Annotated in this window: 23 protein-coding genes; 10 read left to right on the top strand and 13 right to left on the bottom strand. The window is 73.3% G+C overall.

Annotated features, from left to right (window positions below; translation table 11 throughout):
• Nucleotides 1–48: 48 nt before the first annotated feature.
• The 3 genes from abc-f (at nucleotide 49) to ACZ434_RS17060 (ending at nucleotide 3,141) form a co-directional block, all read left to right on the top strand.
• A complete protein-coding gene (abc-f, locus tag ACZ434_RS17070) occupies nucleotides 49–1,647 on the top strand; it encodes a ribosomal protection-like ABC-F family protein (RefSeq protein ID WP_468456445.1) in 1,599 nt (532 codons plus the stop codon).
• Between the two features lie 361 nt (nucleotides 1,648–2,008).
• A complete protein-coding gene (locus ACZ434_RS17065; RefSeq protein ID WP_029385158.1) occupies nucleotides 2,009–2,230 on the top strand; it encodes a helix-turn-helix domain-containing protein in 222 nt (73 codons plus the stop codon).
• 107 nt (nucleotides 2,231–2,337) lie between these two features.
• Nucleotides 2,338–3,141: an enoyl-CoA hydratase/isomerase family protein gene (locus ACZ434_RS17060; protein ID WP_468456443.1), complete on the top strand. Its 804-nt coding sequence runs from the start codon at nucleotides 2,338–2,340 to the stop codon at nucleotides 3,139–3,141.
• A gap of 857 nt (nucleotides 3,142–3,998) precedes the next feature.
• On the opposite strand, the gene ACZ434_RS17055 is transcribed toward ACZ434_RS17060, so the two are convergent.
• Complete coding sequence (locus ACZ434_RS17055) at nucleotides 3,999–4,730, bottom strand: nucleopolyhedrovirus P10 family protein (RefSeq protein WP_468456441.1); 732 nt, start codon at nucleotides 4,728–4,730, stop codon at nucleotides 3,999–4,001.
• 86 nt (nucleotides 4,731–4,816) lie between these two features.
• Here ACZ434_RS17055 and ACZ434_RS17050 point away from each other — a divergent pair, with 86 nt between their 5' ends.
• The 5 genes from ACZ434_RS17050 to amaP are packed head-to-tail and all read left to right on the top strand — an operon-like array spanning nucleotide 4,817 to nucleotide 7,112.
• Complete coding sequence (locus ACZ434_RS17050) at nucleotides 4,817–5,314, top strand: Asp23/Gls24 family envelope stress response protein (protein ID WP_468456439.1); 498 nt, start codon at nucleotides 4,817–4,819, stop codon at nucleotides 5,312–5,314.
• A 25-nt stretch (nucleotides 5,315–5,339) separates the two neighbouring features.
• Nucleotides 5,340–5,525: a hypothetical protein gene (locus tag ACZ434_RS17045; RefSeq protein ID WP_468456437.1), complete on the top strand. Its 186-nt coding sequence runs from the start codon at nucleotides 5,340–5,342 to the stop codon at nucleotides 5,523–5,525.
• The gene (locus tag ACZ434_RS17040; RefSeq protein ID WP_468456435.1) at nucleotides 5,522–5,905 is read left to right on the top strand and encodes a hypothetical protein; all 384 of its coding nucleotides are present in this window, start codon (nucleotides 5,522–5,524) and stop codon (nucleotides 5,903–5,905) included. Before ACZ434_RS17045 ends, ACZ434_RS17040 begins: the two co-directional genes overlap by 4 nt.
• Nucleotides 5,902–6,531 carry a DUF6286 domain-containing protein gene (locus tag ACZ434_RS17035; RefSeq protein WP_468456433.1) on the top strand — a complete coding sequence of 210 codons (630 nt, stop codon included), beginning with the start codon at nucleotides 5,902–5,904 and terminating at the stop codon, nucleotides 6,529–6,531. The genes ACZ434_RS17040 and ACZ434_RS17035 overlap by 4 nt, the downstream gene beginning before the upstream one ends.
• Nucleotides 6,532–6,533: 2 nt before the next feature.
• Complete coding sequence (gene amaP, locus ACZ434_RS17030) at nucleotides 6,534–7,112, top strand: alkaline shock response membrane anchor protein AmaP (RefSeq protein ID WP_468456431.1); 579 nt, start codon at nucleotides 6,534–6,536, stop codon at nucleotides 7,110–7,112.
• Nucleotides 7,113–7,285: 173 nt separating this feature from the next.
• Here the strand turns inward: amaP and ACZ434_RS17025 are convergent, their stop codons facing one another.
• The 12 genes from ACZ434_RS17025 to ACZ434_RS16970 all read right to left on the bottom strand — a co-directional run bounded on the left by ACZ434_RS17025 (nucleotide 7,286) and on the right by ACZ434_RS16970 (nucleotide 20,948).
• A complete protein-coding gene (locus tag ACZ434_RS17025) occupies nucleotides 7,286–8,041 on the bottom strand; it encodes an SDR family oxidoreductase (protein WP_468456429.1) in 756 nt (251 codons plus the stop codon).
• Nucleotides 8,042–8,306: 265 nt separating this feature from the next.
• The gene (locus ACZ434_RS17020; protein WP_468456427.1) at nucleotides 8,307–10,076 is read right to left on the bottom strand and encodes a glycoside hydrolase family 15 protein; all 1,770 of its coding nucleotides are present in this window, start codon (nucleotides 10,074–10,076) and stop codon (nucleotides 8,307–8,309) included.
• A gap of 33 nt (nucleotides 10,077–10,109) precedes the next feature.
• Nucleotides 10,110–10,475 (bottom strand): hypothetical protein, encoded by a 366-nt coding sequence (locus tag ACZ434_RS17015; protein ID WP_468456425.1) that lies wholly within the window; start codon nucleotides 10,473–10,475, stop codon nucleotides 10,110–10,112.
• Nucleotides 10,472–11,092, bottom strand: coding sequence for an RNA polymerase sigma factor (locus tag ACZ434_RS17010; RefSeq protein ID WP_468456423.1), 621 nt, complete (start codon nucleotides 11,090–11,092; stop codon nucleotides 10,472–10,474). Before ACZ434_RS17010 ends, ACZ434_RS17015 begins: the two co-directional genes overlap by 4 nt.
• Nucleotides 11,089–12,651, bottom strand: coding sequence for a sodium:solute symporter family protein (locus ACZ434_RS17005; RefSeq protein ID WP_468456420.1), 1,563 nt, complete (start codon nucleotides 12,649–12,651; stop codon nucleotides 11,089–11,091). The genes ACZ434_RS17010 and ACZ434_RS17005 overlap by 4 nt, the downstream gene beginning before the upstream one ends.
• 207 nt (nucleotides 12,652–12,858) lie before the next feature.
• Complete coding sequence (locus tag ACZ434_RS17000; protein WP_468456418.1) at nucleotides 12,859–13,653, bottom strand: SURF1 family cytochrome oxidase biogenesis protein; 795 nt, start codon at nucleotides 13,651–13,653, stop codon at nucleotides 12,859–12,861.
• A gap of 51 nt (nucleotides 13,654–13,704) precedes the next feature.
• On the bottom strand, nucleotides 13,705–13,938 hold the full coding sequence (locus ACZ434_RS16995; protein WP_142196184.1) for a hypothetical protein: 234 nt from the start codon (nucleotides 13,936–13,938) through the stop codon (nucleotides 13,705–13,707).
• Between the two features lie 96 nt (nucleotides 13,939–14,034).
• Nucleotides 14,035–15,018, bottom strand: coding sequence for a DEDDh family exonuclease (locus ACZ434_RS16990; protein WP_468456416.1), 984 nt, complete (start codon nucleotides 15,016–15,018; stop codon nucleotides 14,035–14,037).
• Between the two features lie 128 nt (nucleotides 15,019–15,146).
• Nucleotides 15,147–16,145, bottom strand: coding sequence for a CopD family protein (locus tag ACZ434_RS16985; protein ID WP_468456414.1), 999 nt, complete (start codon nucleotides 16,143–16,145; stop codon nucleotides 15,147–15,149).
• 211 nt (nucleotides 16,146–16,356) lie between these two features.
• The gene (locus ACZ434_RS16980; RefSeq protein WP_468456412.1) at nucleotides 16,357–17,721 is read right to left on the bottom strand and encodes a CoA transferase; all 1,365 of its coding nucleotides are present in this window, start codon (nucleotides 17,719–17,721) and stop codon (nucleotides 16,357–16,359) included.
• A gap of 102 nt (nucleotides 17,722–17,823) precedes the next feature.
• A complete protein-coding gene (locus ACZ434_RS16975; RefSeq protein ID WP_468456410.1) occupies nucleotides 17,824–19,362 on the bottom strand; it encodes a S8 family peptidase in 1,539 nt (512 codons plus the stop codon).
• 56 nt (nucleotides 19,363–19,418) lie between these two features.
• Nucleotides 19,419–20,948: a S8 family peptidase gene (locus ACZ434_RS16970; RefSeq protein WP_468456408.1), complete on the bottom strand. Its 1,530-nt coding sequence runs from the start codon at nucleotides 20,946–20,948 to the stop codon at nucleotides 19,419–19,421.
• 266 nt (nucleotides 20,949–21,214) lie between these two features.
• Here ACZ434_RS16970 and ACZ434_RS16965 point away from each other — a divergent pair, with 266 nt between their 5' ends.
• Together ACZ434_RS16965 and ACZ434_RS16960 are read left to right on the top strand one after the other, a co-directional pair.
• Complete coding sequence (locus tag ACZ434_RS16965; RefSeq protein ID WP_468456406.1) at nucleotides 21,215–21,571, top strand: DUF485 domain-containing protein; 357 nt, start codon at nucleotides 21,215–21,217, stop codon at nucleotides 21,569–21,571.
• Nucleotides 21,568–23,196 (top strand): solute symporter family protein, encoded by a 1,629-nt coding sequence (locus ACZ434_RS16960; protein WP_468456404.1) that lies wholly within the window; start codon nucleotides 21,568–21,570, stop codon nucleotides 23,194–23,196. The genes ACZ434_RS16965 and ACZ434_RS16960 overlap by 4 nt, the downstream gene beginning before the upstream one ends.
• Nucleotides 23,197–23,370: the final 174 nt, after the last annotated feature.

Below are 23,370 nucleotides of genomic sequence, written 5' to 3'. Positions count from 1 at the left end.
TCCTCAGCCGCCCACCGCACCCCCCGATACCCGCCCTGGAGTCTGACCGTGATCTCCGCCTCCGGCATCGAGCTGCGCGCCGGTGCCCGCGTCCTCATCGAAAGCGCCACCTTCCGCGTCGCCAAGGGCGACCGCATCGGCCTGGTCGGCCGCAACGGCGCGGGCAAGACCACCCTCACCAAGGTCCTCGCCGGCATGGGCATCCCCGCCGCCGGCACCGTCACCCGCTCCGGCGAGGTCGGCTACCTGCCCCAGGACCCCCGCACCGGTGACCTCGACGTCCTCGCCCGCGACCGCATCCTCTCCGCCCGCGGCCTGGACGTACTGATCCGCAAGATGCGCGACAACGAGCAGCGCATCGCGAACGGCCAGGGTGCCACCCGCGAGAAGGCGCTCCGGCAGTACGAGCGCCAGGAGACCGAGTTCCTCACCAAGGGCGGGTACGCCGCCGAGGCCGAGGCCGCCACCATCGCCGCCGCGCTGAACCTGCCCGACCGCGTGCTCGGCCAGCCCCTGCACACCCTCTCCGGCGGTCAGCGCCGCCGTGTCGAGCTCGCCAGGATCCTGTTCTCCGACGCGGACACCCTGCTGCTCGACGAGCCGACCAACCACCTCGACGCCGACTCGATCGTCTGGCTGCGCGACTACCTCAAGACCTACCGCGGCGGCTTCATCGTCATCTCCCACGACGTGGACCTGGTCGAGACGGTCGTCAACAAGGTGTTCTACCTGGACGCCAACCGCGCCACCATCGACGTCTACAACATGGGCTGGAAGCTCTACCAGCAGCAGCGCGAGGCCGACGAGAAGCGCCGCCGGCGCGAGCGGCAGAACGCCGAGAAGAAGGCCGCCGCCCTCAACGCGCAGGCCGACAAGATGCGCGCCAAGGCCACCAAGACGGTCGCCGCGCAGAACATGGCCCGCCGCGCGGAGCGCCTGCTGTCCGGCCTGGAGGAGGTCCGCCAGTCCGACAAGGTCGCCAAGCTGCGCTTCCCCGAGCCCTCGCCCTGCGGCAAGACCCCGCTGATGGCCGAGGGCCTGTCGAAGTCGTACGGCTCCCTGGAGATCTTCACCGACGTCGACCTGGCCGTCGACAAGGGCTCCCGGGTCGTCATCCTCGGCCTCAACGGCGCCGGCAAGACCACCCTGCTGCGGCTGCTGGGCGGCGTGGAGCAGCCGGACACCGGCGCCGTCGTCCCCGGCCACGGCCTCAAACTCGGCTACTACGCCCAGGAGCACGAGACCCTCGACCCCGACCGCACGGTCCTGGAGAACATGCGTTCCGCCGCACCCGACATGGACCTCGTGGAGGTCCGCAAGGTGCTCGGCTCGTTCCTGTTCTCCGGCGACGACGTGGACAAGCCGGCCGGGGTCCTCTCCGGCGGCGAGAAGACCCGTCTCGCGCTCGCCACCCTCGTCGTGTCGTCGGCGAACGTGCTGCTGCTCGACGAGCCGACGAACAACCTCGACCCGGCCAGCCGCGAGGAGATCCTCGGCGCCCTGCGCACCTACAAGGGCGCGGTCGTCCTCGTCACCCACGACGAGGGCGCCGTCGAGGCGCTCCAGCCGGAGCGGATCATCCTGCTGCCGGACGGCATCGAGGACCTGTGGGGCGCCGACTACGCGGACCTGGTCGCCCTCGCCTGAGGCGCCCCGGTGTCAGCCGGGGTTGATCGAAGGTGTGATCCACTGCGTATGGATCATTCGGCCCATCGGTGATCCATCATTCGTGTGAGATCTCCTCATCCCGAGGTGTGTCCTACACCGATTTCACGGCCGAGCTCCCGGTGAACCGGGGCTCGGCCGTCGCGCCTTTCTGACCTGGCACTTCTCGGAAGAACCCGATTGGAGGCATCGACGGCACCCGCCGGAATCGTCGATTCCGTATGTGGGGACGCGCTCCCGTCGTCACAACCTTGTCTCATCGACCTTGCCGAATGGGTGGCCATGGAGGCCCGGAGGGGTGATCATGAGGAGACCAGAGCGCACTTCCCATGAGGAGGCACGGGTGGCCGAGACTCTGAAGAAGGGCAGCCGGGTGACCGGCGCCGCGCGCGACAAGCTCGCGGCAGACCTGAAGAAGAAGTACGACGCCGGTGCGAGCATCCGGGCGTTGGCCGAGGAGACCGGCCGCTCGTATGGCTTTGTGCACCGCATGCTCAGCGAGTCGGGCGTCACGCTGCGAGGGCGTGGCGGAGCGACACGGGGTAAGAAGGCCCCCTCGGCCTGACCCCCGGGCGCCCCGAGAACCCGATGGTGGCCACCCGGTCGGCCGACTGACCGGCCGGGTGGTTACTGTGCAGTCACTTAGACGACCGCACCCATCGGAGGCGCCCCATGGCTTCGTCCACCCCGGACCTCGTGCCGGTACTCGACAAGGACGGCGTACGGCTCACCGTCGACGACGCGATCGCCACGGTGACGCTGACCAACCCGGCCAAGCGCAACGCGCAGAGCCCCGCTCTGTGGCGGGCGCTCACCGAGGCGGGCCGGCTGCTGCCGGGCTCCGTCCGGGTCGTGGTGCTGCGCGGGGAGGGCAAGTCCTTCTCCGCCGGGCTCGACCGGCAGATGCTCAGCCCCGAGGGGATCGAGGGCGAGCCGTCGTTCATCGACCTCGCGCGGAGCGACGACGCCACGCTCGACGCGGCCATCGCCGAGTACCAGGAGGCGTTCACCTGGTGGCGGCGCGGCGACATCGTGTCCATCGCCGCTGTGCAGGGACACGCCATCGGGGCCGGTTTCCAGCTGGCCCTCGCCTGTGACCTGCGTGTCGTGGCGGACGATGTGCAGTTCGCCATGCGCGAGACCAGCCTCGGTCTCGTCCCCGACCTGACCGGCACGCACCCCCTCGTCGGCCTCGTCGGTTACGCCCGCGCGCTGGAGATCTGCGCGACCGGGCGCTTCGTCACGGCCGAGGAGTCCGTGACGACCGGCCTGGCCAACGTGGCCGTACCGGCCGCCGACCTGGACGCGACCGTCCAGGACCTCGCCGCGGCGCTGCTGGCCGCGCCCCGGGACGCCGTCATCGAGACCAAGACCCTCCTGCGCGGTGCCCAGAGCCGCACCTACGAGGAGCAGCGCGCCGCCGAACGAGCCGCCCAGGCCCGCCGCCTGCGCGACCTCGCGGGCCTCGGCGAGTAGCCCACGACACCGCCGCCCGGGCCGGCCGGGCCGGCCTCGGGGCCTGGCGGTCTGCGTCCAGCAGGGCCGTGCGCTGGACGACGGTGCGGTGGGTGCGCCGTCCGGCCGGAGTTGCTCCGGCGGTGCCCGCCCGGGGGACCGCCGGCAGCCCACGGCACGGTTGTCCGGGCCGGCCTCGGGGCCTGTCGGTCTGCGTCCAGCAGGGCCGTGCGCTGGGCGACGGTGCGGTGGGTGCGCCGTCCGGCCGGAGTTGCCCCGGCGGTGCCCGCCCGGGGGACCGCCGGCAGCCCACGGCACGGTTGTCCGGGCCGGCCTCGGGGCCTGGCGGTCTGCGTCCAGCAGGGCCGTGCGCTGGACGACGCTGCGGTGGGTGCGCTGTCCGGCCGGAGTTGCTCCGGCGGTGCCCGCCCGGGGGACCGCCGGCAGCCCACGGCGCCGTTGTCCGGGCCGGTTGGGGTTGTCTTGGGGCTGTCGGTCCGCGTTCAGCAGGGCCGCGCGCTGGGCGACGCTGCGGTGGGCGCGGCGGCTGTCCGGACTTGCCCAGCGACGGCCGCCCCAGCGACGGCCGCCCCAGCGACGGCCATCCCAGCGACGGCCACCCGGGCGGTGGTCGCCCCAGCCGGTTCGAGACCCACCGGCGGTGACGGCACCCGGCCGGGCCGGGAGGAAGCCCGGGCCGGCGGCCCGGGTAGCCGGCTCGCGGCCGGATGGCGGTGGGCGCCGGTGTTCCGGCCGGGGCTCGGGCGAGCGAGTCCCGGTGACGGCCGGTCCCGGACGATCCGGACCGCCGGGCGGGTGATGTCGTTGCCCCACACGTGTGGGGCAACGGGCAGCGGCCCGCCGCAGCGGTCGGCCGGTCAGTCGAGGGCTGTGACCAGGACCGTCGCCGTCGGGTGGTCGGGCAGGGATGCCGACACCGCCTCACGGACCGCCAGGGCCACCTCCAGGGGGCGGTGGTCCGCCCGGACCGCGAGGTCCACGCGGGCGTGGCGGCGGGGGAGAGCGGCGCCGCCCGCGCGGTCGGACAGGTGGACCGGACGGCCGAACGTGCCCGTCAGCCGGCTCACCCCCGGGACGGCGAGCGCGGCGGCCGCGACCCGGTCCCCCTCCGCGTCACCGACGGCCGGCGCACCGGCCTCGCCGGCCGGCTCGTCGGTCGGCTCGGCGGCGGGCGGCACCGGCGCCTCCGCGTCCAGCAACTCCGTCACCCGCAGGCCCACCTCCGTCACCGCCAGCCCGATCCGTTCCGCCGCGGCCTCGGCCAGCACCGTGCGCAGACGGGACGCCGTCACCGGCAGCGGCTGCGCCGCCGTCGCCGCGAACTCCACGGCCAGCCGCAGCGCACCCGGCGGCAGCGCACTCGGCGGCGCCGGTACCACCGGCTCGTCCGCCTCCTCCGGCCGCCCGGCGAGCCCGAGCCGCAGACCGTCCAGGCGCACGCCGGGCGCGCTCCGAGCCACCGCGCGCCGCAGCAGCACCGCCACCGCCCGCTCCGTGATCCACGCGCCGTCCCGCGCTCCGCCCAGGGGCACGATCCTGCCCAGCCCCACCTGCTGACGCACCGCGTGCGTCCATCCGTCCGCCGTCACTCCTCCAGCCTGCCGTATTCCTGGCGCGGGACCGGGCAACCGTGCTTACGGTTGTCGAAGAAGGACGATCGAAGGGACGTACGGCGATGACCGACATGACCGACGGAGGCTCGGTACGGGCCTCCGATCCCGAGAAGAACCCCGCGGAGACCGGCACGCGCAAGGGCCCGGGAACCCGGCGCGGCGGCGGTGACCCCGCCACCCGCGGCCGCACCACCATTGCCGACGGTGTCGTGGAGAAGATCGCAGGACTGGCCGCACGGGACGTACTCGGTGTCCACGCCATGGGCAGCGGACTGTCACGGACCTTCGGCGCCGTGCGCGACCGGGTGCCCGGTGGGGGCAAGTCGGTGACGCGCGGGGTGAAGGCCGAGGTCGGCGAGGTGCAGACCGCGCTCGACCTGGAGATCGTCGTCGACTACGGCGTGTCCATCTCCGACGTGGCCAAGGCCGTGCGGGAGAACGTCGTCGCGGCGGTCGAGCGGATGACCGGCCTCGAGGTGGTCGAGGTCAACATCGCGGTGAGCGACGTGAAACTTCCCGATGAGGAGGACGAGGAGGAGCAGGAGACCCGCCTTCAATGAGGCTCGGTGAGCGGAGGAGCGCACCATGAACATGGCCGTGGTCGGCATGATCGCCGGCATGGCGCTGGGCTTCGCCGGATACTTCGGCGGATTCGGGGCCTTCCTGCTGGTGGCGGCCCTCGGCGCCGTAGGGTTCGTCGTCGGGCGGTTCCTCCAGGGGGACCTGGAACTCGGCGACTTCTTCCGTCCGCGTGACGAACGGCGACGGTGACGGCGGTGAGTACGACGGCCGTCGGACCCGGCGGGAATCCGGCCGCCGTCGCGGCGGGCGAACGCGGGGCGACCAGGATCGCCGACCGGGTGGTCGCGAAGATCGCCTCGCAGGCGGCCCGCGAGGCGATCGGCACGCTCCCGCCGGGTGCGGCGCCACCGCACGCGAACGTGGTCGTACGCCACGACGCCGCCCGCGTCCGCGTGCACATCGAACTCGACTATCCGGGTGACATCGGCGGCCGGTGCCGGCAGGTGCGGCGCCGCGTGGTCGAACGGGTGCGCGCCCTCGCGGGCATGGCGGTCCCGGAGGTCGTCGTCCAGGTGGAACGACTGCACCCGGCCGCCGCGTTCGGCGCGGAGCAGGGGAGGACGCGATGAGCGAACCCCGGGGCACGGCCGTGGAACAGAGCCCGGCACCCCCACAGGACCGGGCCGACAAGGCGGACCGGGCCGACGACGGACACCGGCGCTTCTGGTCGGCCCGCCGCGTCCCCGCGGGCCTGCTCGCGCTGCTGCTCCTGCTGATCGCGGGCGTGTTCCTGTACGACATCGTCGCCGTGCGCGCCCACCGGGACGGAATGAGCTGGCGCCGTGAGCTGGCGCGGCAACTGGCCGAACGGCCCCTGGACGACGTCTGGGTGCTGACCGGCGCGGGCGTCGCGGCCGCGCTCGGGCTCTGGCTGTTCCTGCTCGCGGTGACGCCCGGCCTGCGCTCCCTGCTCCCGATGCGCCGCACCCACCCCGACGTCCGCGCGGCACTGCACCGCGACGCCGCCGCGACGGTGCTGCGCGACCGGGCCATGGAAGTGGCCGGCGTACGGTCGGCGCGGGTCAGGGTGAAGCGCTCCCGCACCGACGTCCGCGTGGTGTCGCACTTCCGTGAACCGGACGACGTACGGACCGACTTGACCGCGGTGCTCGACGACGCGGTCGAGGGGCTGGGCCTGGCCAGAACCCCCGCACTGTCGCTGCGTGTGCGGCGGCCCGGACGGAAGGGGCGGTAGCGGTGCTCAAGGCTGTCAACCGTGTGCTGCTCGCCATTGTCGGCCTGGTGCTGATCGCCCTCGGCGGTTCCGTGCTGGCGATCGGGCTGGGCGCACCGGCGCCCTCCTGGTGGCTGCACGACGGCCGGCACGACGTACTTCTCAGCGAGGCCGAGCGGACCCGGTGGCGGGACGAGGGCTGGTGGTGGCCGGTCGTCATCGCGGCGCTCGCCGTACTGGTCCTGCTCTGCCTGTGGTGGCTGCTCGCGGTACTGCGCAGGCGGCGGCTGACCGAGGTGCTGGTCGACACCGGCGACGGGGAGGGCGCGTCGCTGCGCGGCCGGGCGCTGGAGCATGCCCTGGAGGAGGAGGCGAACCGCATGGAGGGCGTCGCCCGGGCCCGCGTGCTGCTCACCGGCCGCCGCGGCACCCCCCGGACGCGGTTCCGCCTCACCCTGGAACCCCACGTCGACCCCGGCACCGCCCTGCGCACCCTCACCACCGGCGCCCTCACCCACGCCCGCGACTCCACAGGCCTTCCCACCCTCCCCACGGAAGCCCGCCTGAAAGCCACCAAGCACCCCCCGGAACGCGTGACCTGACCCGCCGCCGCCCTCCGCGTGCAGTCGTGCCGCGGAGGGCGGCACGGGTGGGCGCGACGGCACCCCGCAAGCGCCGGGCCGCGTGACCCACCCCCGTCCCGCACCAGCACGGCGCACCGACGCACACCCCGGCCACACGAACCCTCACCCAAGCACCGGCACCGGCACTCAGCTCAGAACCCGTGCCGGAACCCCCCGTCCACCGGCACCATCACCCCCGACAGATACGACGCCGCCGGCGACAGCAGAAACGCCGCCGTACGCCCGAACTCCCCCGGCGTCCCGTACCGCCGCAGCGGAATGCGGGACTCCGCCGCCTGCCGCGTGGCCTCCGGATCCGCGGACAGCGCATCCAGCTCCCGCACCCGGTCCGTGTCGATCCGCCCCGGCAGCAGCCCCACCACGCGGATCCCCCGCGGCCCCAGCTCGTCCGCCAGCGACTTGGCGAACCCCGCCAGCCCCGGCCGCAGGCCGTTCGAGATCGTCAGCCCCGGAATCGGCTCGTGCACCGACCCCGACAGCACGAACCCGATGACACCTCCCTCGCCCAGTTCCCCCGCCGCGGCCCGCGCCATCCGCACCGCGCCCAGGAACACCGACTCGAACGCCGACCGCCACTGCTCGTCGGTGGTGTCGGCGACGAACCCCGGCGGCGGCCCGCCCACGCTGACGAGAACGCCGTCGAAGCGCCCGAACCGCTCCCGCGCGGTGGCGATCAGCCGCGCCGGCGCCTCCGGGTCGGCGTTGTCGACGGCCACCCCGACCGCGTCCGGCCCCAGCTCGGACGCCGCCCGTGCGACGGACTCCTCCCGCCGTCCCGTGACGACGACCTTCGCCCCGTCCGCGACGAGCTCCCGCGCGGAGGCGTGCCCCAGTCCGCGGGTCGCCCCGGTGACGACGTACACCCGGTCCTTCAGTCCAAGATCCATGGAACTATCCTGCCCCCAGGGCCTGTCTGACAATTCCCGCCTGCCCCGCGACGCCATGCACGTACTCTCGCCGCACCGGGCGCAGAGCCAAGTACATCCAGTACGAGGCTCTACGCCCGGCACTCCCCCAGCCTTCGGCCGGGGGGACCCCCAGAGCACGCACCTGACGCCGCGGGGCCGCCCTCCGGGCGACGGCGGGAATTGTCAGACAGGCCCTAGGCCTGTCCGGAGTCCCCCGCCTGCGCCCCGACGCCCGGCACGCACCCTAGCCGCCGAACAGGGCGAGAGCCGTGTTCACCAGCCCGATGTGGCTGAACGCCTGCGGGAAGTTCCCCAGTTGCCGTTCGCCCACCGGGTCGTACTCCTCCGCCAGCAGCCCCACGTCGTTGGCGAGCCCCAGCAGCCGTTCGAACAGCTCGCGCGCCTCCTTCGTCCGCCCGGTCATGTGCAGGGCGTCCGCCAGCCAGAACGAGCACACCAGGAACGTTCCCTCCTGGCCGGGCAGCCCGTCGACCTGTGCCGCGTCCGGTGTGTAACGGCGTACGAACCCGTCCTGGCCCAGTTCCGAACGGATCGCCTCGATGGTGCCGAGCACCCGCGGATCGTCGGGCGGCAGAAAACCCGCCCGGGGGATCAGCAGCAGCGCCGCGTCGAGCTCCCGCGAGCCGTAGGACTGCGTGAACGTGTTCCGCGCGGGGTCGTACCCCTTCTCGCACACCTCCCGGTGCACCTCGTCGCGCAGTTCCCGCCAGCCCTCCAGGTCCCCCTCGAGCTCCGGGGACTCCTCCATGGCGCGCACCGCGCGGTCGGCGGCCACCCACACCATCACCTTGGAGTGCACGAAGTGGCGCCGGCTGCCGCGCACCTCCCACAGCCCCTCGTCCGGCTGCCGCCAGGCCGTGCGCAGGAACGTCAGCAGCACCGACTGCAGGGCCCACACGTCCGGATGCGCCGACAGCCCCGAACGCCGGGCCAGCGCAAGGGAGTCCACGACCTCGCCGTACACGTCCAGCTGAAGCTGGTTCACGGCGTCGTTGCCGATCCGCACCGGCGTGGCACCGCCGAAACCGGGCAGCCACGACAGCTCGAACTCCGGCAGCCGCCGCTCGCCCGCCAGCCCGTACATGATCTGCAGGTCCGCCGGGTCACCGGCGACCGCGCGGAGCAGCCAGTTGCGCCAGGCCTCCGCCTCCTCCTGGTACCCGGCGGCCAGCAGCGCGCTCAGCGTCAGCGTGGAGTCGCGCAGCCAGCAGTAGCGGTAGTCCCAGTTGCGCACCCCGCCGGGCTCCTCCGGCAGCGAGGTGGTGGGCGCGGCGACGATGCCGCCGGTGGGACGGTAGGTGAGCGCCTTGAGCGTGATCAGCGACCGGACGACCGCGTCCCGGTGCGGGCCGTCGTAGCGGCAGCGGGCCGCCCAGGACCGCCAGTCCTTCACGCTGTGCCGCAGCGAGGAGTACGGGTCCACCAGCGGCGGCCGAGGCTCGTGGGAGGGATGCCAGGTCAGCACGAACGCGACCCGCTCGCCCTCCTTCACCGTGAACTCCGCGTGGGTGCCCAGGTCCTCGCCCCACATGGGCACCTCCGGCACGCTGCGCAGCCACGCCGAGTCCGGCCCGGCCACCGCGACCCGGTGACCGTCCTCCCTGCGCACCCAGGGCACGACCGAGCCGTAGTCGAAGCGCAGCCGGAGCGTGCTGCGCACGGTCACCTCGCCCCGTACGCCCTGCACGATCCGCACCAGGTCGGGTGCGCGGTGGCGTTGCGGCATCAGGTCGGTGACCAGCACGGCCCCCTCGGGGGTCTCCCACTCGGTGTCCAGGACGAGGGTGTCCTCGCGGTAGGAGCGGCGGGTGCACCGGCCGGCGTCGGCCGGCGCGATCCGCCAGTGCCCGTGGTTCTCGTCGCCGAGCAGCCGGGCGAAGCAGGCCGCCGAGTCGAAGCGGGGCAGGCAGAGCCAGTCGACCGAGCCGTCCGCGCCCACCAGGGCAGCGGTCTGTTCGTCGCCGATGAGCGCGTAGTCCTCGATACGGTGCACGGGGTGCGGGTTCCCGCCCTCCGGGCGTGGCAATCAGGGGTGGAGCCGGGGGAGTGACGGTCCGTCGGCTGCCGCGGCGCCGTTGCCGCCGAAGATCACACCGGGGTTCGCGGGGGCCTGGTTGAGCACCCACAGGCCGATCAGCGTGGCGAGCGCGAAGACCACGGCGACGAGCACGGCGAGGACGAGCCGCCGCCGGCGTTCCCGGCGCAGCCACGCGCCGCGCGCGGTGCGGTAGGCGTCGGGGTCGGGCAGCACCCCGCCGGCCAGGGCCCGCAGGGCGTCGCGCAGTTCCCGTTCGGTGCGCTCCGCGCCCGGCGGCAGGGGCGGTCCGTCCCGGTCGTGGTCCGCGCGGTCCGGGCTGGTGCCACGCGACGGAGTCGCGTCTCCATGCGTCATCGCCGGGCCTCCATCGCCTGGGTCAGCGCGGCGATCCCGCGCGAGGTGTGCGTCTTGACGGAACCACGGGAGATTCCCATCGCGGCGGCGATCTCGCTCTCCTTCAGCCCGAGCCAGTGCCGCAGCACCAGCGCCTCGCGCTGCCGGGCCGGAAGGTGCTGGAGGGCGTCGATGAGCACCCGCTGGTCGTCGTGGAGCAGCGCGGTGTTCTCCGCGGAGGCCACGGTCTCGTCGGCCGGGGCCGGCGGGCGCTCCGCGTGCCGGCGGGCGACCTGGAGGTGGCGTATCCGCATCCGGGTCAGATTGCAGACGGTGGAGCGCAGATACGCCTCCGCCGCGGCCACGTCCTTCAGCCGCCGCCACTTGCGGTAGATCTGGTAGTACGCCTCGGCCACCACGTTCTCCGGGTCGTCGGCGCCGAGCAGCACGGCGAGCCGCAGCATCGAGGAGTAGTGCAGCTCGAAGAGGCGGGCGACGCCGGCCTCCCGCTCCAGATCGGCCGGGGCGGTGACGGCGGGCCCGAGCGGCGCGGGAGGGGGGACCGCGGCGGCGGGCGGGGGCGCCGCGGGGGCCGGGACCGACGGCAGCGTCGTCCGGGGGTGCTGTCTGCGTCTCACGTGTTGTTCGCTCCCGTCTGCGGACGTCGCCCGGCCCCCGGCCGGGACGGCAGGTCGGTGGCGTCGGCGCCGCGCGGGACGCCGAGCCGGGCGAGGGCCGCGGTGCACGCCACCGCGACGGTCAGGTTGAGCAGCAGGGCGGCGACGCCGGCGTAGATCTCCAGCGGTCCGGTGCCGGTGCCGAGCGGCACGATCGAGGAGAACCCCTCGCGCACCACCAGGTAGGTACCGGCGGCCATGCCCACCGCCCAGCCGGCGAGCAGCGCCCGCGGATGCAGCCACCGCGTGTACAGGCCGACCGCCACCGCCGGGAAGATCTGCAGGATCCACACCCCGCCGAGCAGCTGGAGGTTGATGGCGTCCTGGTCGCGCAGCCCGAACACGAACGCCACGGCACCGAGCTTCGCGGTCAGCGACACCGCCTTGGCGACCCGCACCTGCCGTTTCGGTGTGGCCGTCGGATGCACGTACTCGACGTAGACGTTCCGTACGAAACTGGTGGCCGCGGCGATCGACATCACCGCCGCCGGCACCAGCGCCCCCACGACGATCGCGCCGAACACCAGTCCGGCGAGCGGGCCCGGCATCAGCCGGTCGACCAGCATCGGCACCGCCGCCTCGGCGCCGCCCTCCGGAGCGCGCACCCCGGCCGCCAGCGCGGCGATGCCGAGGAACCCGAACAGCGCGAGCAGCGCGGTCCAGGCGGGCAGCCCCACCGACACCTTGCGCAGGGTGCGCGTCCCGTCGGCGGCGAACCCGGCGGTGAGGACGTGCGGGTACATCAGCAGCGCCAGCGCGGAGCCCAGCGCCAGCGTGGCGTAGGCGGGCTGCTGCTCCGGTGCGAGCAGCAGCGGGGAGTGGGCCGTGTCACTGCCGCCGAGGGCGCGCGCCGCCCCGTCGAAGACCGGGCCGGGCCCGCCGAGCCGTTCGAGGACCAGCCAGCAGACGGCGGTCAGGGAGACGAACACCGCCACCGCCTTCAGGGCGGAGATGACGGTGGGCGCCCGCAGCCCGTGCCGGTAGGTGGCCACGGCGAGTCCCGCGAACACCGCCACCATCACCAGGTCCCCGGTGGCACCGCGCGGATACAGTCCGCCCGCGGTGAGCACCGCGCGGATGCCGAGCAGCTGGAGCGCCAGATACGGCATCGTCGCCAGGATCCCGGTGAGCGCCACGACCAGGGCCAGCGGCGGTGAGCCGTAGCGGTCGCGCACGAAGTCGGCGGCGGTGATGTGACCGTGCCGCCGCGCGACGCTCCACAACCTGCTGAGCAGCACGAACGCGAGCGGGCAGACGATCACCGTGTACGGCACCGCGAAGAACGCGGGCGCGCCGTTGCCGTACGCCAGACCCGGTACGGCGGTGAACGTGTACGCCGTGTAGACGGTCCCGCCGAGCAGCAGCCAGGTCCAGCCGGCGCCGAGGCTGCGGTCGGCCAGCGCCCAGCCCTCCAGCGAGGGCAGCCGGTCGCTCGGGCGGAGCCGCCGCGCGGTGACGGCGAGCAGCGACGCCCCGCCGATCACGGCGAGGAACGTCGCGGTCATGGCGCCGTCGGCCATGCGTCACCCTCCCCGTCCCTGGTGTGCTGTGCCCTCGGGGGAGAGTTGCGCCAAGGGCCCGTCCGGATGACGGCGCACGGGCGGGACGTCCGTCCGGTGCGCCGCGTCACTCTCGCACAGAGGGCCCCGCGGGCGGGAGGGGAGCGCGGCTCACGGCACGGACCGGTGCTTCCCGGCCACGGCGCGTGTCCCCGGGGACGGGTGGGTTCAGACCGCGGCCGGTTCGGGCGCCTCGGCGTCCGGCTCGCGCGCCGCCTGCGTCCGCTCCCGGATCTCACGGCGGACCAGCACCACCCAGCCGACCGGTACGGCGGCGGCGAACAGCCACCACTGGATGGCGTACGCGTAGTTCAGCGCCGCGTTCTCCTTGCCGGGGTTCCCGAGCGACTCCGGGGTGCCGTCCTTCGGCTCGGGCGCCGTCTGCGCCACGTAGCCGCCGAGCACCGGGGCGCCGAGCCGCTCGGCCTGCTGCTCGCTGTTGATCAGCATGATCTGCCGGTCCGGCAGGCCCTCGAGGTCCTTGATCCCGCTCGCCTCGGTGGTCTCGTCGGGCATGAGCCGGCCCCGGATGGTGATTTCGCCGCGCGGCGGCGCGGGGACCTCGGGGAACGCGGTCTGGCTCGGTCCGTCCGCCGGGATCCAGCCCCGGTTGACGAGCAGGATCTTGCCGTCGTCGAGGACGAAGGGGGTGAGGACGTGGAAGCCCACCTCGTCGTCGGCGTTGGTGCGGCGGCGGACGACGACCTCGTCGTCCGTGTCGAAGCGGCCCTCGGCGGTGACGGTGCGGTACCGCTCGGTGCGGGTCACCGCGTCACCCGGGGCGGCCAGTTCCTCCACGGGGACCGGATCGGCGGTCAGCGCGTCGGCGACCAGCTGGTTCCGGGCGGCGCGCTCGTCGTGGCGGTCCATCTGCCAGAAGCCCAGCCAGATCATCGTGGGGATGAGAAGCAGGGCGACCAGTGTGATGGTCACCCATTGCCGGGACAACAGAAAGCGGTACACCCCACGACGGTACAACTCGGCCGTGGGGTGCTTTCAGGCGGGTACGTCCTTTCACACCCGGTCGACGATCCCCGCCTTTCCCTCCGCGCGGGCGCAGTGGGCGCCGCAGTACCAGTGACCGTCGGCCTCGACGCCCTGGCCGATGATCTGCACCCGGCAGTGCTCGCAGATCGGGGCCATGCGGTGGATCGCACAGGAGAAGCAGTCGAAGACGTGCACCGCGCCCTGCGCGTGCACCTCGAAGGTCATTCCGTAGCTGTTGCCGCATACTTCGCATGTCGCCATGGGGCACAGGGTGGGCCGCCGGACCGGCGGGGGGCGAGCGGGCGGCAGGCGAGTCGCCCGCCAATCACCCGTCCGTACGGTCGTGCGCGCGCCCGCTCAGCCTTCCGACGCGGGTTCGACGTCCCCGAGCAACTGCCCGAACGCCGCCTCGTCGACCACCGGCGTGCCGTACTGCCGGGCCTTGACCACCTTGGACGTGCCCGAGTCCGGGTCGTTGGTGACCAGGAGGCTGGTCAGCCGGGAGAGGCTGGTGGCGACATGCAGCCCGGCGTCGGTCGCGCGGTCCTCCAGCAGGTCGCGCTCGACCGAGGTGTCCCCGGAGAACGCCACCCGCATGCCCTGCTTGAGCCGCTTGCCCGGTTCGTAGCGCCCCGGGTTCGGGTGGGGGCACGCGGGCCGCTTGCGGGACGGGCGCCAGCTGGCCGGCCGGTAGCCGCCGGGGCCCGCCTGCTGCCCGATGCGGGGCCGGTCCGTCCACTCGGTCAGCGGCAGGCACTCGTGCAGCGGCAGCCGTACACCGGCCGCCGCCGCGGCCCGCAGGCTGGGCCGGAACGCCTCCGCGAGCACACGCGCGTCGTCCAGCGCGTGGTGCGCCCGCTGCTGTACGACGCCGAAGTGCGCGGCGAGCGACTCCAGCTTGTGGTTGGGCAGCGGAAGCCCCAGCTCCTTGGAGAGGGCGATGGTGCACAGCCGCTGCTTCACCGGTGCCTCGCCGCGCGCGCGGGCGTACTCCCTGGCGATCATCTGCCAGTCGAAGACGGCGTTGTGCGCGACCAGCACCCGGCCCTCCAGCCGGGACGCGAACTCCGCGGCGATGTCCTGGAAGAGGGGTGCCCCCTCGAGCGTCTCGCTCGTCAGACCGTGGATCCAGACGGGGCCCGGGTCCCGCTCCGGGTTGACCACCGTGTACCAGTGGTCCTCGACCTCCCCGCGCGCGTCCAGCCGGTAGACGGCCGCGGAGATGATGCGGTCGTCCCGGGCCAGCCCCGTGGTCTCCACGTCGACGACCGCGTATCCCCGGGGATACGCGGCCGGCCACGCGGTGCGGGAGGGGACTGCGGCGGTGAGGTCTTCGAGCATGGTTCATGAGGATACGGGCCGTGACTGACACTGCGGTCCGTCAGGTACCCGGTACGGCCCGCCCGTTCGCATGCCGGACATGTCCGGAAGTGCGGCCCCGGAACGCCGGAACCGTTCCTGACCCCCGGTCACCAGCGGATCGGCACCGGCAGCGCGGTCAGCAGTCCCGACACCGCGACCACCAGTCCGAGCAGGTACACCTCCGCCCGCGCGGGGGAACTCGCGCTCAGCGGGTCGGCCGCGCGGGCCAGCCGGATCCGCGCCCACAGCGCCAGCGCGGCGACACCGGCCATCAGGATCACCTTGGCGAGCAGCACCCGCCCGTACGCGGTGTCCGTCAGCTGCTCCAGAATCGTCTCCGCCGGCATCCGGCGCAGCGAACTGCCCACGCCCGTCGCGGTGAGGGCGGCGAGCAGCACGGCCGCCACGCGCGCGTAGCGCCCCAGCAGGGCCGCGCCCGCCTCCCCCCGCTGCCACAGCTTCATGGTGCGCAGCGCGTGGACCAGACCGCCCACCCAGAGCGACGCGCAGGTCAGGTGGACGAGGGTCAGCGCGGAGCCGATCAGGGGGCTGTACTCGGTCGTCGGATGCGCGCGCAGCGCCTCCGCGACGATGATCGCGGCCAGCGGCCACGCCTGGGTGCCGGGACGGCCGGAGGCGGCGCACAGGGCCGCCGCGAGGAAGCCGTTGACCTCCAGGAGGGCGAGTTTCCCGTCCCGGGAGTCGTAGAGCCCGCCGACGTCGATGTCGGCGAGGCCGGAGGGGATCAGGTTGCCGGTGGCCACGACGGAGGCGAGGCCGAGGGCGGCCGCCAGGCCGACGCAGTTCGCCGCGGTGGACCAGCTGCGGGGCAGGGCGGCGGGAGCACCGGGCACGGAGCGGGCCAGCCGTCGTACGAACAGTTCGCCCACGGGTACGGCCAGGGCCGCGAACAGCACCGTGCGCAGCAGGGCTATGCCTCCGGTGCCGGGTGCCTCGTCCTCACCCGTGCCGTGCAGGGCGGGGGACGGGCCGAGGAGCGGTATCAGCGCGCCCAGCGCCACCAGCACGATCACCGCGATGGCCCGCCCGGCACCGGGGCGCCGCGCGCCCCTGTGTGCACCGGTCGCCCCGGACCTGGGTTTCATCAATGTCACCCCAGGATCTTCACAAGATCACAAGAACAGAGCAAGTGGCGGGCGATATGCGAATATTGTGCGGGCATGCGGACGCGCCGGTTCCGTCCGCCCGCACGCGCCGGTCGTGCCGTCCGGCACGCGCCGGCTCCGTCGGCCCCCGCGCGCCGGTTCGCCCGGCCCTCCCGCGCGCCGGTTCGCCCGGCCCCCGCGCGCCGGTCCGTCAGCTCCAGTGCGCCGGGTCGGCGCCCCAACTCCCCGGCGGGCGCCTCCAGTCGCGCGGCCCCCCGGCGAACGTCACCGGCGGCAGGGCGTACCGGAGCCGGCCCAGCGGACTGTCCGTCTCCGCCAGCCACGGCCCGGGGTCCGCATCGTCGGCGCCCGGCCCGTCCCCGCGTCCCGCCCCCTCCAGCAGCCACCCCGCCGTCCGCGCCAGTGCCACCCGTACGAGCCTGCTCCCGCCCTCGGCCGTCTGCTCGGTGAGTGCCCGCAGCACCCCCGCCGCCAGCAGATACCCGGAGCCGTGGTCGAGCGCCTGGGCCGGCAGCACGCCCGGCCGCCCCTCCGCCCCCTCGGCGGCGGCGATCCCCGTGGCCACCTGGACCAGGCTGTCGAAGCCGCGCCGGCCGCCCCACGGCCCGTACGCGCCCCACGCCGACAGCTCGGCCACCACCACTCCGGGCCGCCGCCCCGCCAGCGCCCGCGGGGTCAGCCCGAACCGCTCCAGGGCGCCCGGACGGTACCCGGTGACCACCACGTCCGCCGTCGCGAGCAACTCCTCGAAGGTGTCCCGGCCGGCGCCCAGATCCAGCCGCGCCGACCGCTTCCCGAAGCCGGTGTCGGCGTGCTGGTCGGGGAGTTCGGGCAGCCACGGGGCGTCCACGCGCAGCACGTCCGCGCCGAGCAGGGCGAGCGTGCGGGTGGCGACCGGGCCCGCGACGACCCGGGTGAGATCCAGCACCCGCAGCCCGGCAGCGGGCAGCAGCGGATCGCGGCCCACCCGCGTGAGCGCCCGCGCGGGGGACGCGTCCAGCCGCGCGCACTCCACCAGCGGACGGGACCGCAGCGCCGCGGCCTGTTCGTGCGCCGCCCACTCCGCGGACGTGCGCAGGGCGACGGCGAGCCCTCCCGCCGCGTACACGGCCTCCTCCACCTCACGCGCGGAGCGCTCCGCCAGCGCCGCCGCCACCGCCTCCGGGTCTTCCGCCGCGTCCAGCGCGGCGAGCAGCCGCGCCCGGTGGTGCGGGTAGTTGGCGTGGGTGCGCACCCAGCCGTCGGCCGTCCGCCAGAACCGTGACAGCGGCGCGAAGGTCTCCGGGGCGCGCCCGCCGACCAGCAGGTGCCGCTCGCTGACGAACGCCGTCGCCACCGCCCCGTCGTCCACCCGCACCGCCGGCACCTCCCCGCCGCCCGCGCGCAGCGCGCCGAGCTCGGCGGCGGCCAGCGCGCACGCGCCCACACAGGCGCGCGCCGCCTCCCGTACCGGCAGCCGCGCGTGCAGCACCCCGGGCCGTTCGACGGCCGACACGTGGGCGAGAAGGGCGGGATCGCCGCCGAGGGCGGACCAGACGGACGCGATATCGGGCATGGGTGCACTGTGCCGTACGGACTCGGTCGACGGAACCGGACCCCGGACGCCACGGGGGCCGGGCGCGTCCGCCCGGCCCCCGTGCTCACCGCTCCCGCGTGACTACCGCGTCACCGCGTCCAGCGCGTCGGTCATGCCCCAGCCGTAGAAACCGTTGCGGTTCCTCGGGCCCTCGCACACCGCGTCGACCTTGCCGTCGCCGTTGATGTCGTACGGGTCCGTGCACGCCGTGGCGTCGGCCTGCGCGTACAGCAGGGCCTTCACCATCGCCGGCGGGGCGTAGGGGTGCGTCGACTTGATCAGCGCGGCGACGCCCGCGACATGCGGGGACGCCATCGACGTACCCGCCATGTAGCCCCACTTGCCGCCGGGCAGCGTGCCCAGGATCAGCCCGCTGGTGGCGGGCGGGGCCGGCGTCTGATAGGCCGTCGAGTCGCCGCCGGGCGCGGCGATGTCGATGACGCCCCGGCCGTAGTTGGAGAAGGACGACTTCAGACCCTTGGCACCGGTCGACGCGACCGTCACGACGCCCGGCAGCTGCGTCGGGATGTCGAGGCACTCGGACGGGTCGATCACCCGGTCCGACGGGGTGCCGTCGTTCGGCGAGACCGGGTCGGTGATCTCGTCGGCCGCGAGGTCGTAGTTCTCGTTGCCGGCCGCCGCCACATTGACCGCGCCCTTGCGCTCCGCGTACCGCGTGGCCCGGGTGAGGGCCTCGAGGAGCGCCTTCTGGTCCGGGTCGTCCTTGCAGTTGAAGTACCAGGGGTCGGTGTAATAGCTGTTGTTGGTGACGTCGACCCCGTGCTCGGCCGCCCACATGAAGCCGCACACCACGGCCTCCGTGTAGAAGTAGCCGTCCGGGTTGGACACCTTGATGCCGGAGACCTTCACACCCGGCGCGACACCGGTCATGCCGACGCCGTTCTTGGCGGCGGCGATCTCACCGGCGACATGCGTGCCGTGCGGGCTCTCCTGCGCGCTCGGCCGCCAGGCGCCCTCGCTCGTGTCCGGCTTGCCGGTCACACAGTTGACCGACGCCTTCCGGTCGAAGTTCGGCGCGATGTCCGGGTGGGTGTCGTCCACGCCGGTGTCGATGACGGCGACGGTGACCTTCGGGCTGCCCAGCGACTTCTCGTGCGCCTTGTCCGCCTTGATGGCGGGCAGGTCCCACTGCAGCCCCTGGAGCGGGTCCTGCCCGTCCGCGGCCTCCGCCCGCGCCTCGGCGACCTCGGAGGCGCTGAGCACCTTCGGGGCGCCCGTGTCCGTGGTGGCCGCCGACGGCAGCGGCGCGTTGCGGGTGGCACCCGCCGACTGCACCCCGCGCACCGTGCGGATGGTCTTCGCGAAGTCGGCGTTCGAGGAGTGGACGACGATGACGCCGATCCTGTCGTACGACGTGACGATCGTGCCGCCGGCCTTGGTGATCGCCTTCTTCACATGCGCCGGCGCGCCGTGTCCGCCCCTGACGTTGACCACATAGCTGAGCGAGGCCGCGCCGGCGTCGGCGGCGGCCGTGACCGGCCGCTCCTGGGCCGGGGCGGCGGTGGCCGCGGTGCTGGGCAGGAACGCGAGCGCGGTCGCCATGGCCATGCCGGCCGGGACGACGAGCGCGCGACGGTGGCGCGGGTGGGACGCTGTCATGAAGTCTCCACTTCGTTCACTGGTGCGGGCGGACGGGACGTGCGGGAGAGCGGGGCTCACTTGACGGCGCGCAGCGCGTCGACGATGCCGAAGCCGTAGAAACCGTTGACCCGGTCGCCGCCCTCGCATGTCGCGTCCTGCGTGCCGTCACCGTCCTGGTCGTACGACTCCGGGCAGCCCGGGTTGTTCGCCTGGGCCTTGAGCAGGGTCTGCAGCACCGCCGGAGAGGCCCACGGGTGCTTGGACTTCAGCAGCGCGGCGACACCGGCGGCGTGCGGCGAGGCCATCGACGTGCCCTGCAGGAAGGCATACTCGCCGTTCGGCATCGTGGACAGGATGCGCCCGTCCTTCGACGGCGTGTCCGGCAGCTGGTAGCGGCGGTCGCCGCCCGGCGCGGCGACGTCCACGACACCGTGGCCGTACGTGGAGTAGTACGACTTCAGGTTCTGCACGCCCGTCGCGCTGACCGTGACCACGCCCGGCAGCTGGGTCGGCAGGTCGTAGCACTCGCTCGGGTCGATGGTGCGCTCGACCGGGGTGGTGTCGTTCGGGCTGGACGCGTCGTCGATGGCGTCCGAGGCCAGGTCGTGGTTGGAGTTGCCGGCCGACGCGAGGTGCAGGGTGCCCTTGCGCTGCGCGTACAGCTGGGCCCGGTTGACCGCGTCGACGATCGCCTTCTGGTCCGGGTCGTCCATGCAGTTGTACAGCCACGGGTCCACGTAGTAGCTGTTGTTCGTGATCTCCACACCGTGGTCGGCGGCGAACACGAACGCGCAGACCACGTTCTCCGGGTAGAACAGGCCGTTGTCCGGGTCGCTGACCTTGATGCCGGCCACCTTGACGCCCGGCGCGACACCGGCGACACCGATGCCGTTGCGGGCCGCGGCGATCTCACCGGCCACATGGGTGCCGTGGTAGTCGTCGTCGGTGTAGGGGCGCCAGGCGCCCTCGCTGGTGTCGGCCTTGCCGCCGACGCAGTTGGCCGACTGGGAGGCGGAGAAGTTCGGGGCCAGGTCCGGGTGGGTGTCGTCGACGCCGGTGTCGATCACGGCGACGGTCACCCGGCTGCTGCCCGGGTTGATCTTCGCGGCCTTGTCGGCGCCGATCGCCCGCAGGTCCCACTGGTCGGCTTCGAGGGGCTCGCTGCCGGGGGTCTTCGCGGAGGCGGCCTCCGTCCGCGCGGCCTCGGCGGCCGTCACGTAGTCGGCGGCGCCGGCGTCCGTCGTCCCGGCGCGGGTCAGCGGTGCGGTACGGGTGGCGCCGGCCGACTGCACGCCGCGCGCCTCGCGGATCTCCTTGCCGAAGTCCGGGTTCGCCGAGTGCACGACGATCACACCGATCGTGTCGTACGTGACCACGACGGTCCCGCCGGCCTTGGCGATCGCCCGCTCCACCGAGGCGATCGTGCGGCGGTCCGCCTTGGTGTTGACGACGTACGCCAGGGCGGGCGCGTCCGCCGCCTGCTCGGCCGAGACCGTCCGCGGGGCCGCGGAGGCCGCCGCCGGCAGGAAGCCGAGCGAGGCGGTCAGCGACAGCACGACGGGGACGGCGAGGGCGAGCCGGCGTCTGGAACGCAGATGAGCCATGGGGTCTCCACATCATCCGGAAACGAAACCGGCCCGAGACACGGGTGGTGCTCGGGCAGGTACATGACGGGTGGTGCCAGGGTGAAGCTATCCCGCTCGCTCGCTGGCCAGCAATCATTTGCCGGAAACGGCTTCGCAAAACGGCCGGGGAAAAGAAGTGCCGGGAGTTGAACCGCCCCTCGCGTGGCGCCGTGCCCTTGGACAGGAAGCGCGAGGACACTCGCCTTCGTCCCCGCCCGATCAGAACCGCAACGCGAGGAGACTCCGTGGCCGCCGAAGCACCGCCCCCCTCGACAGGACAACACAAACTCCCCTCGCCCGAGGAGTTCACCGAGGTGCAGGAGAGCGCTGAGTTCGGTGAACTGCGCCGCTCCTACCGCTCCTTCGCCTTCCCGCTGACCGTCGCCTTCATCATCTGGTACCTGCTCTACGTCCTGCTCTCCAACTACGCGGGCGGCTTCATGGGCAGCAAGCTGTTCGGCAACATCAACGTCGCCTTCGCCTTCGGCGTACTGCAGTTCGTCACCACGTTCCTCATCGCGTGGTGGTACTCCCGGCACGCCGCGGCCAAGCTCGACCCCAAGGCCGAGGCCATCAAGACCCGTATGGAGGGCGGCGCATGAGCCCCGCGATCACCCATGTCACCCTCGCCGCGAACGAGGCGAGCGAACACCGCGCGCTGATCATCACGCTGTTCGCGCTGTTCGTCGTGGCGACCCTCGGCATCACCGTCTGGGCGGGCCGGCAGACCAAGGACGCCGCCGACTTCTACGCGGGCGGCCGCCAGTTCAGCGCCTTCCAGAACGGACTCGCGGTCTCCGGCGACTACATGTCGGCCGCGTCCTTCCTCGGCATCGCGGGCGCCATCGCCCTCTTCGGCTACGACGGCTTCCTGTACTCCATCGGCTTCCTGGTCGCCTGGCTGGTCGCCCTCCTCCTGGTCGCCGAGCCGCTGCGCAACTCCGGCCGCTACACGATGGGCGACGTCCTCGCGTACCGCATGCGCCAGCGCCCCGTGCGCACCGCCGCCGGCACCTCCACCATCGTCGTGTCGATCTTCTACCTGCTGGCCCAGATGGCGGGCGCGGGCGTCCTCGTCTCGCTGCTGCTCGGCATCACCTCCGACGCGGGCAAGGTCCTCATCGTCGCCCTCGTCGGTGTCCTGATGATCGTGTACGTCTCCATCGGCGGCATGAAGGGCACCACCTGGGTGCAGATGGTCAAGGCCGTGCTGCTCATCGGCGGCACGATCCTCATCACCTTCCTGGTGCTGCTGAAGTTCAACTTCAACATCTCCGACCTGCTGGGCAGCGCCGCCGAGAACAGCGGCAAGGGCGACGCCTTCCTCGAGCCCGGCCTCCAGTACGGCGCCGACGGCACCACCAAGCTGGACTTCATCTCCCTCGGCATCGCCCTGGTGCTCGGCACCGCCGGCCTGCCGCACATCCTGATCCGCTTCTACACCGTGCCCAACGCCAAGGCCGCCCGTAAGTCCGTGAACTGGGCCATCGGCATCATCGGCGGCTTCTACCTGATGACCATCGCCCTCGGCTTCGGCGCCGCCGCGCTGATCTCCCAGGACGAGATCATCGCGTCCAACCCGTCCGGCAACACCGCCGCCCCGCTGCTCGCCCTCCACCTGGGCGGCGTCGACTCGGCCTGGGGCGCGATCCTCCTCGCCACCATCTCGGCGGTCGCCTTCGCGACGATCCTCGCCGTGGTCGCCGGACTCACCCTCGCCTCGTCGTCCTCCTTCGCGCACGACATCTACGCCAACGTCATCCGCAAGGGACAGGCCACCGAGAAGGAGGAGATGCGGGCGGCCCGCTGGGCGACCGTCCTCATCGGCATCGTCTCCATCGCGCTCGGCGCCCTCGCCCGCGACCTGAACGTGGCCGGCCTGGTCGCGCTGGCCTTCGCGGTCGCCGCGTCCGCCAACCTGCCGACCATCCTCTACAGCCTCTTCTGGAAGCGGTTCACCACCCAGGGCGCCCTGTGGTCGATCTACGGCGGCCTCATCGTCGCCGTCGGCCTGGTGCTGTTCTCGCCCGTCGTCTCCGGCTCGCCCACGGCGATGTTCCCGGACGTCGACTTCGCCTGGTTCCCGCTGAAGAACCCGGGCCTCATCTCCATCCCGTTCGGCTTCCTGATGGGCTGGCTCGGCACCGTCCTGTCCAAGGAGGAGCCCGACGCCAAGAAGTACGCGGAGCTGGAGGTCCGGTCCCTCACCGGCACCGGCGCCCACTGATCCGCACCCCGCGCGGGGGGGGGGGGGGGGGGGAGAGGGGGGGGGGGGGAGGGGGGGGGGGGGGGGGTGGGTGGGGGGGGGGGGGGGGGGGGGGGGGGGGGGGGAGAAGGGCAAGCAACAACACAACAACCAAAAACAACCCAACACCAGAGAAACAAACCCACCACAACACAA

Source organism: Streptomyces sp. NPDC030893 (assembly GCF_055571535.1).
Note: the sequence above shows the minus strand (reverse complement) of the source record. Positions and strands in the feature narration are given on the sequence as shown.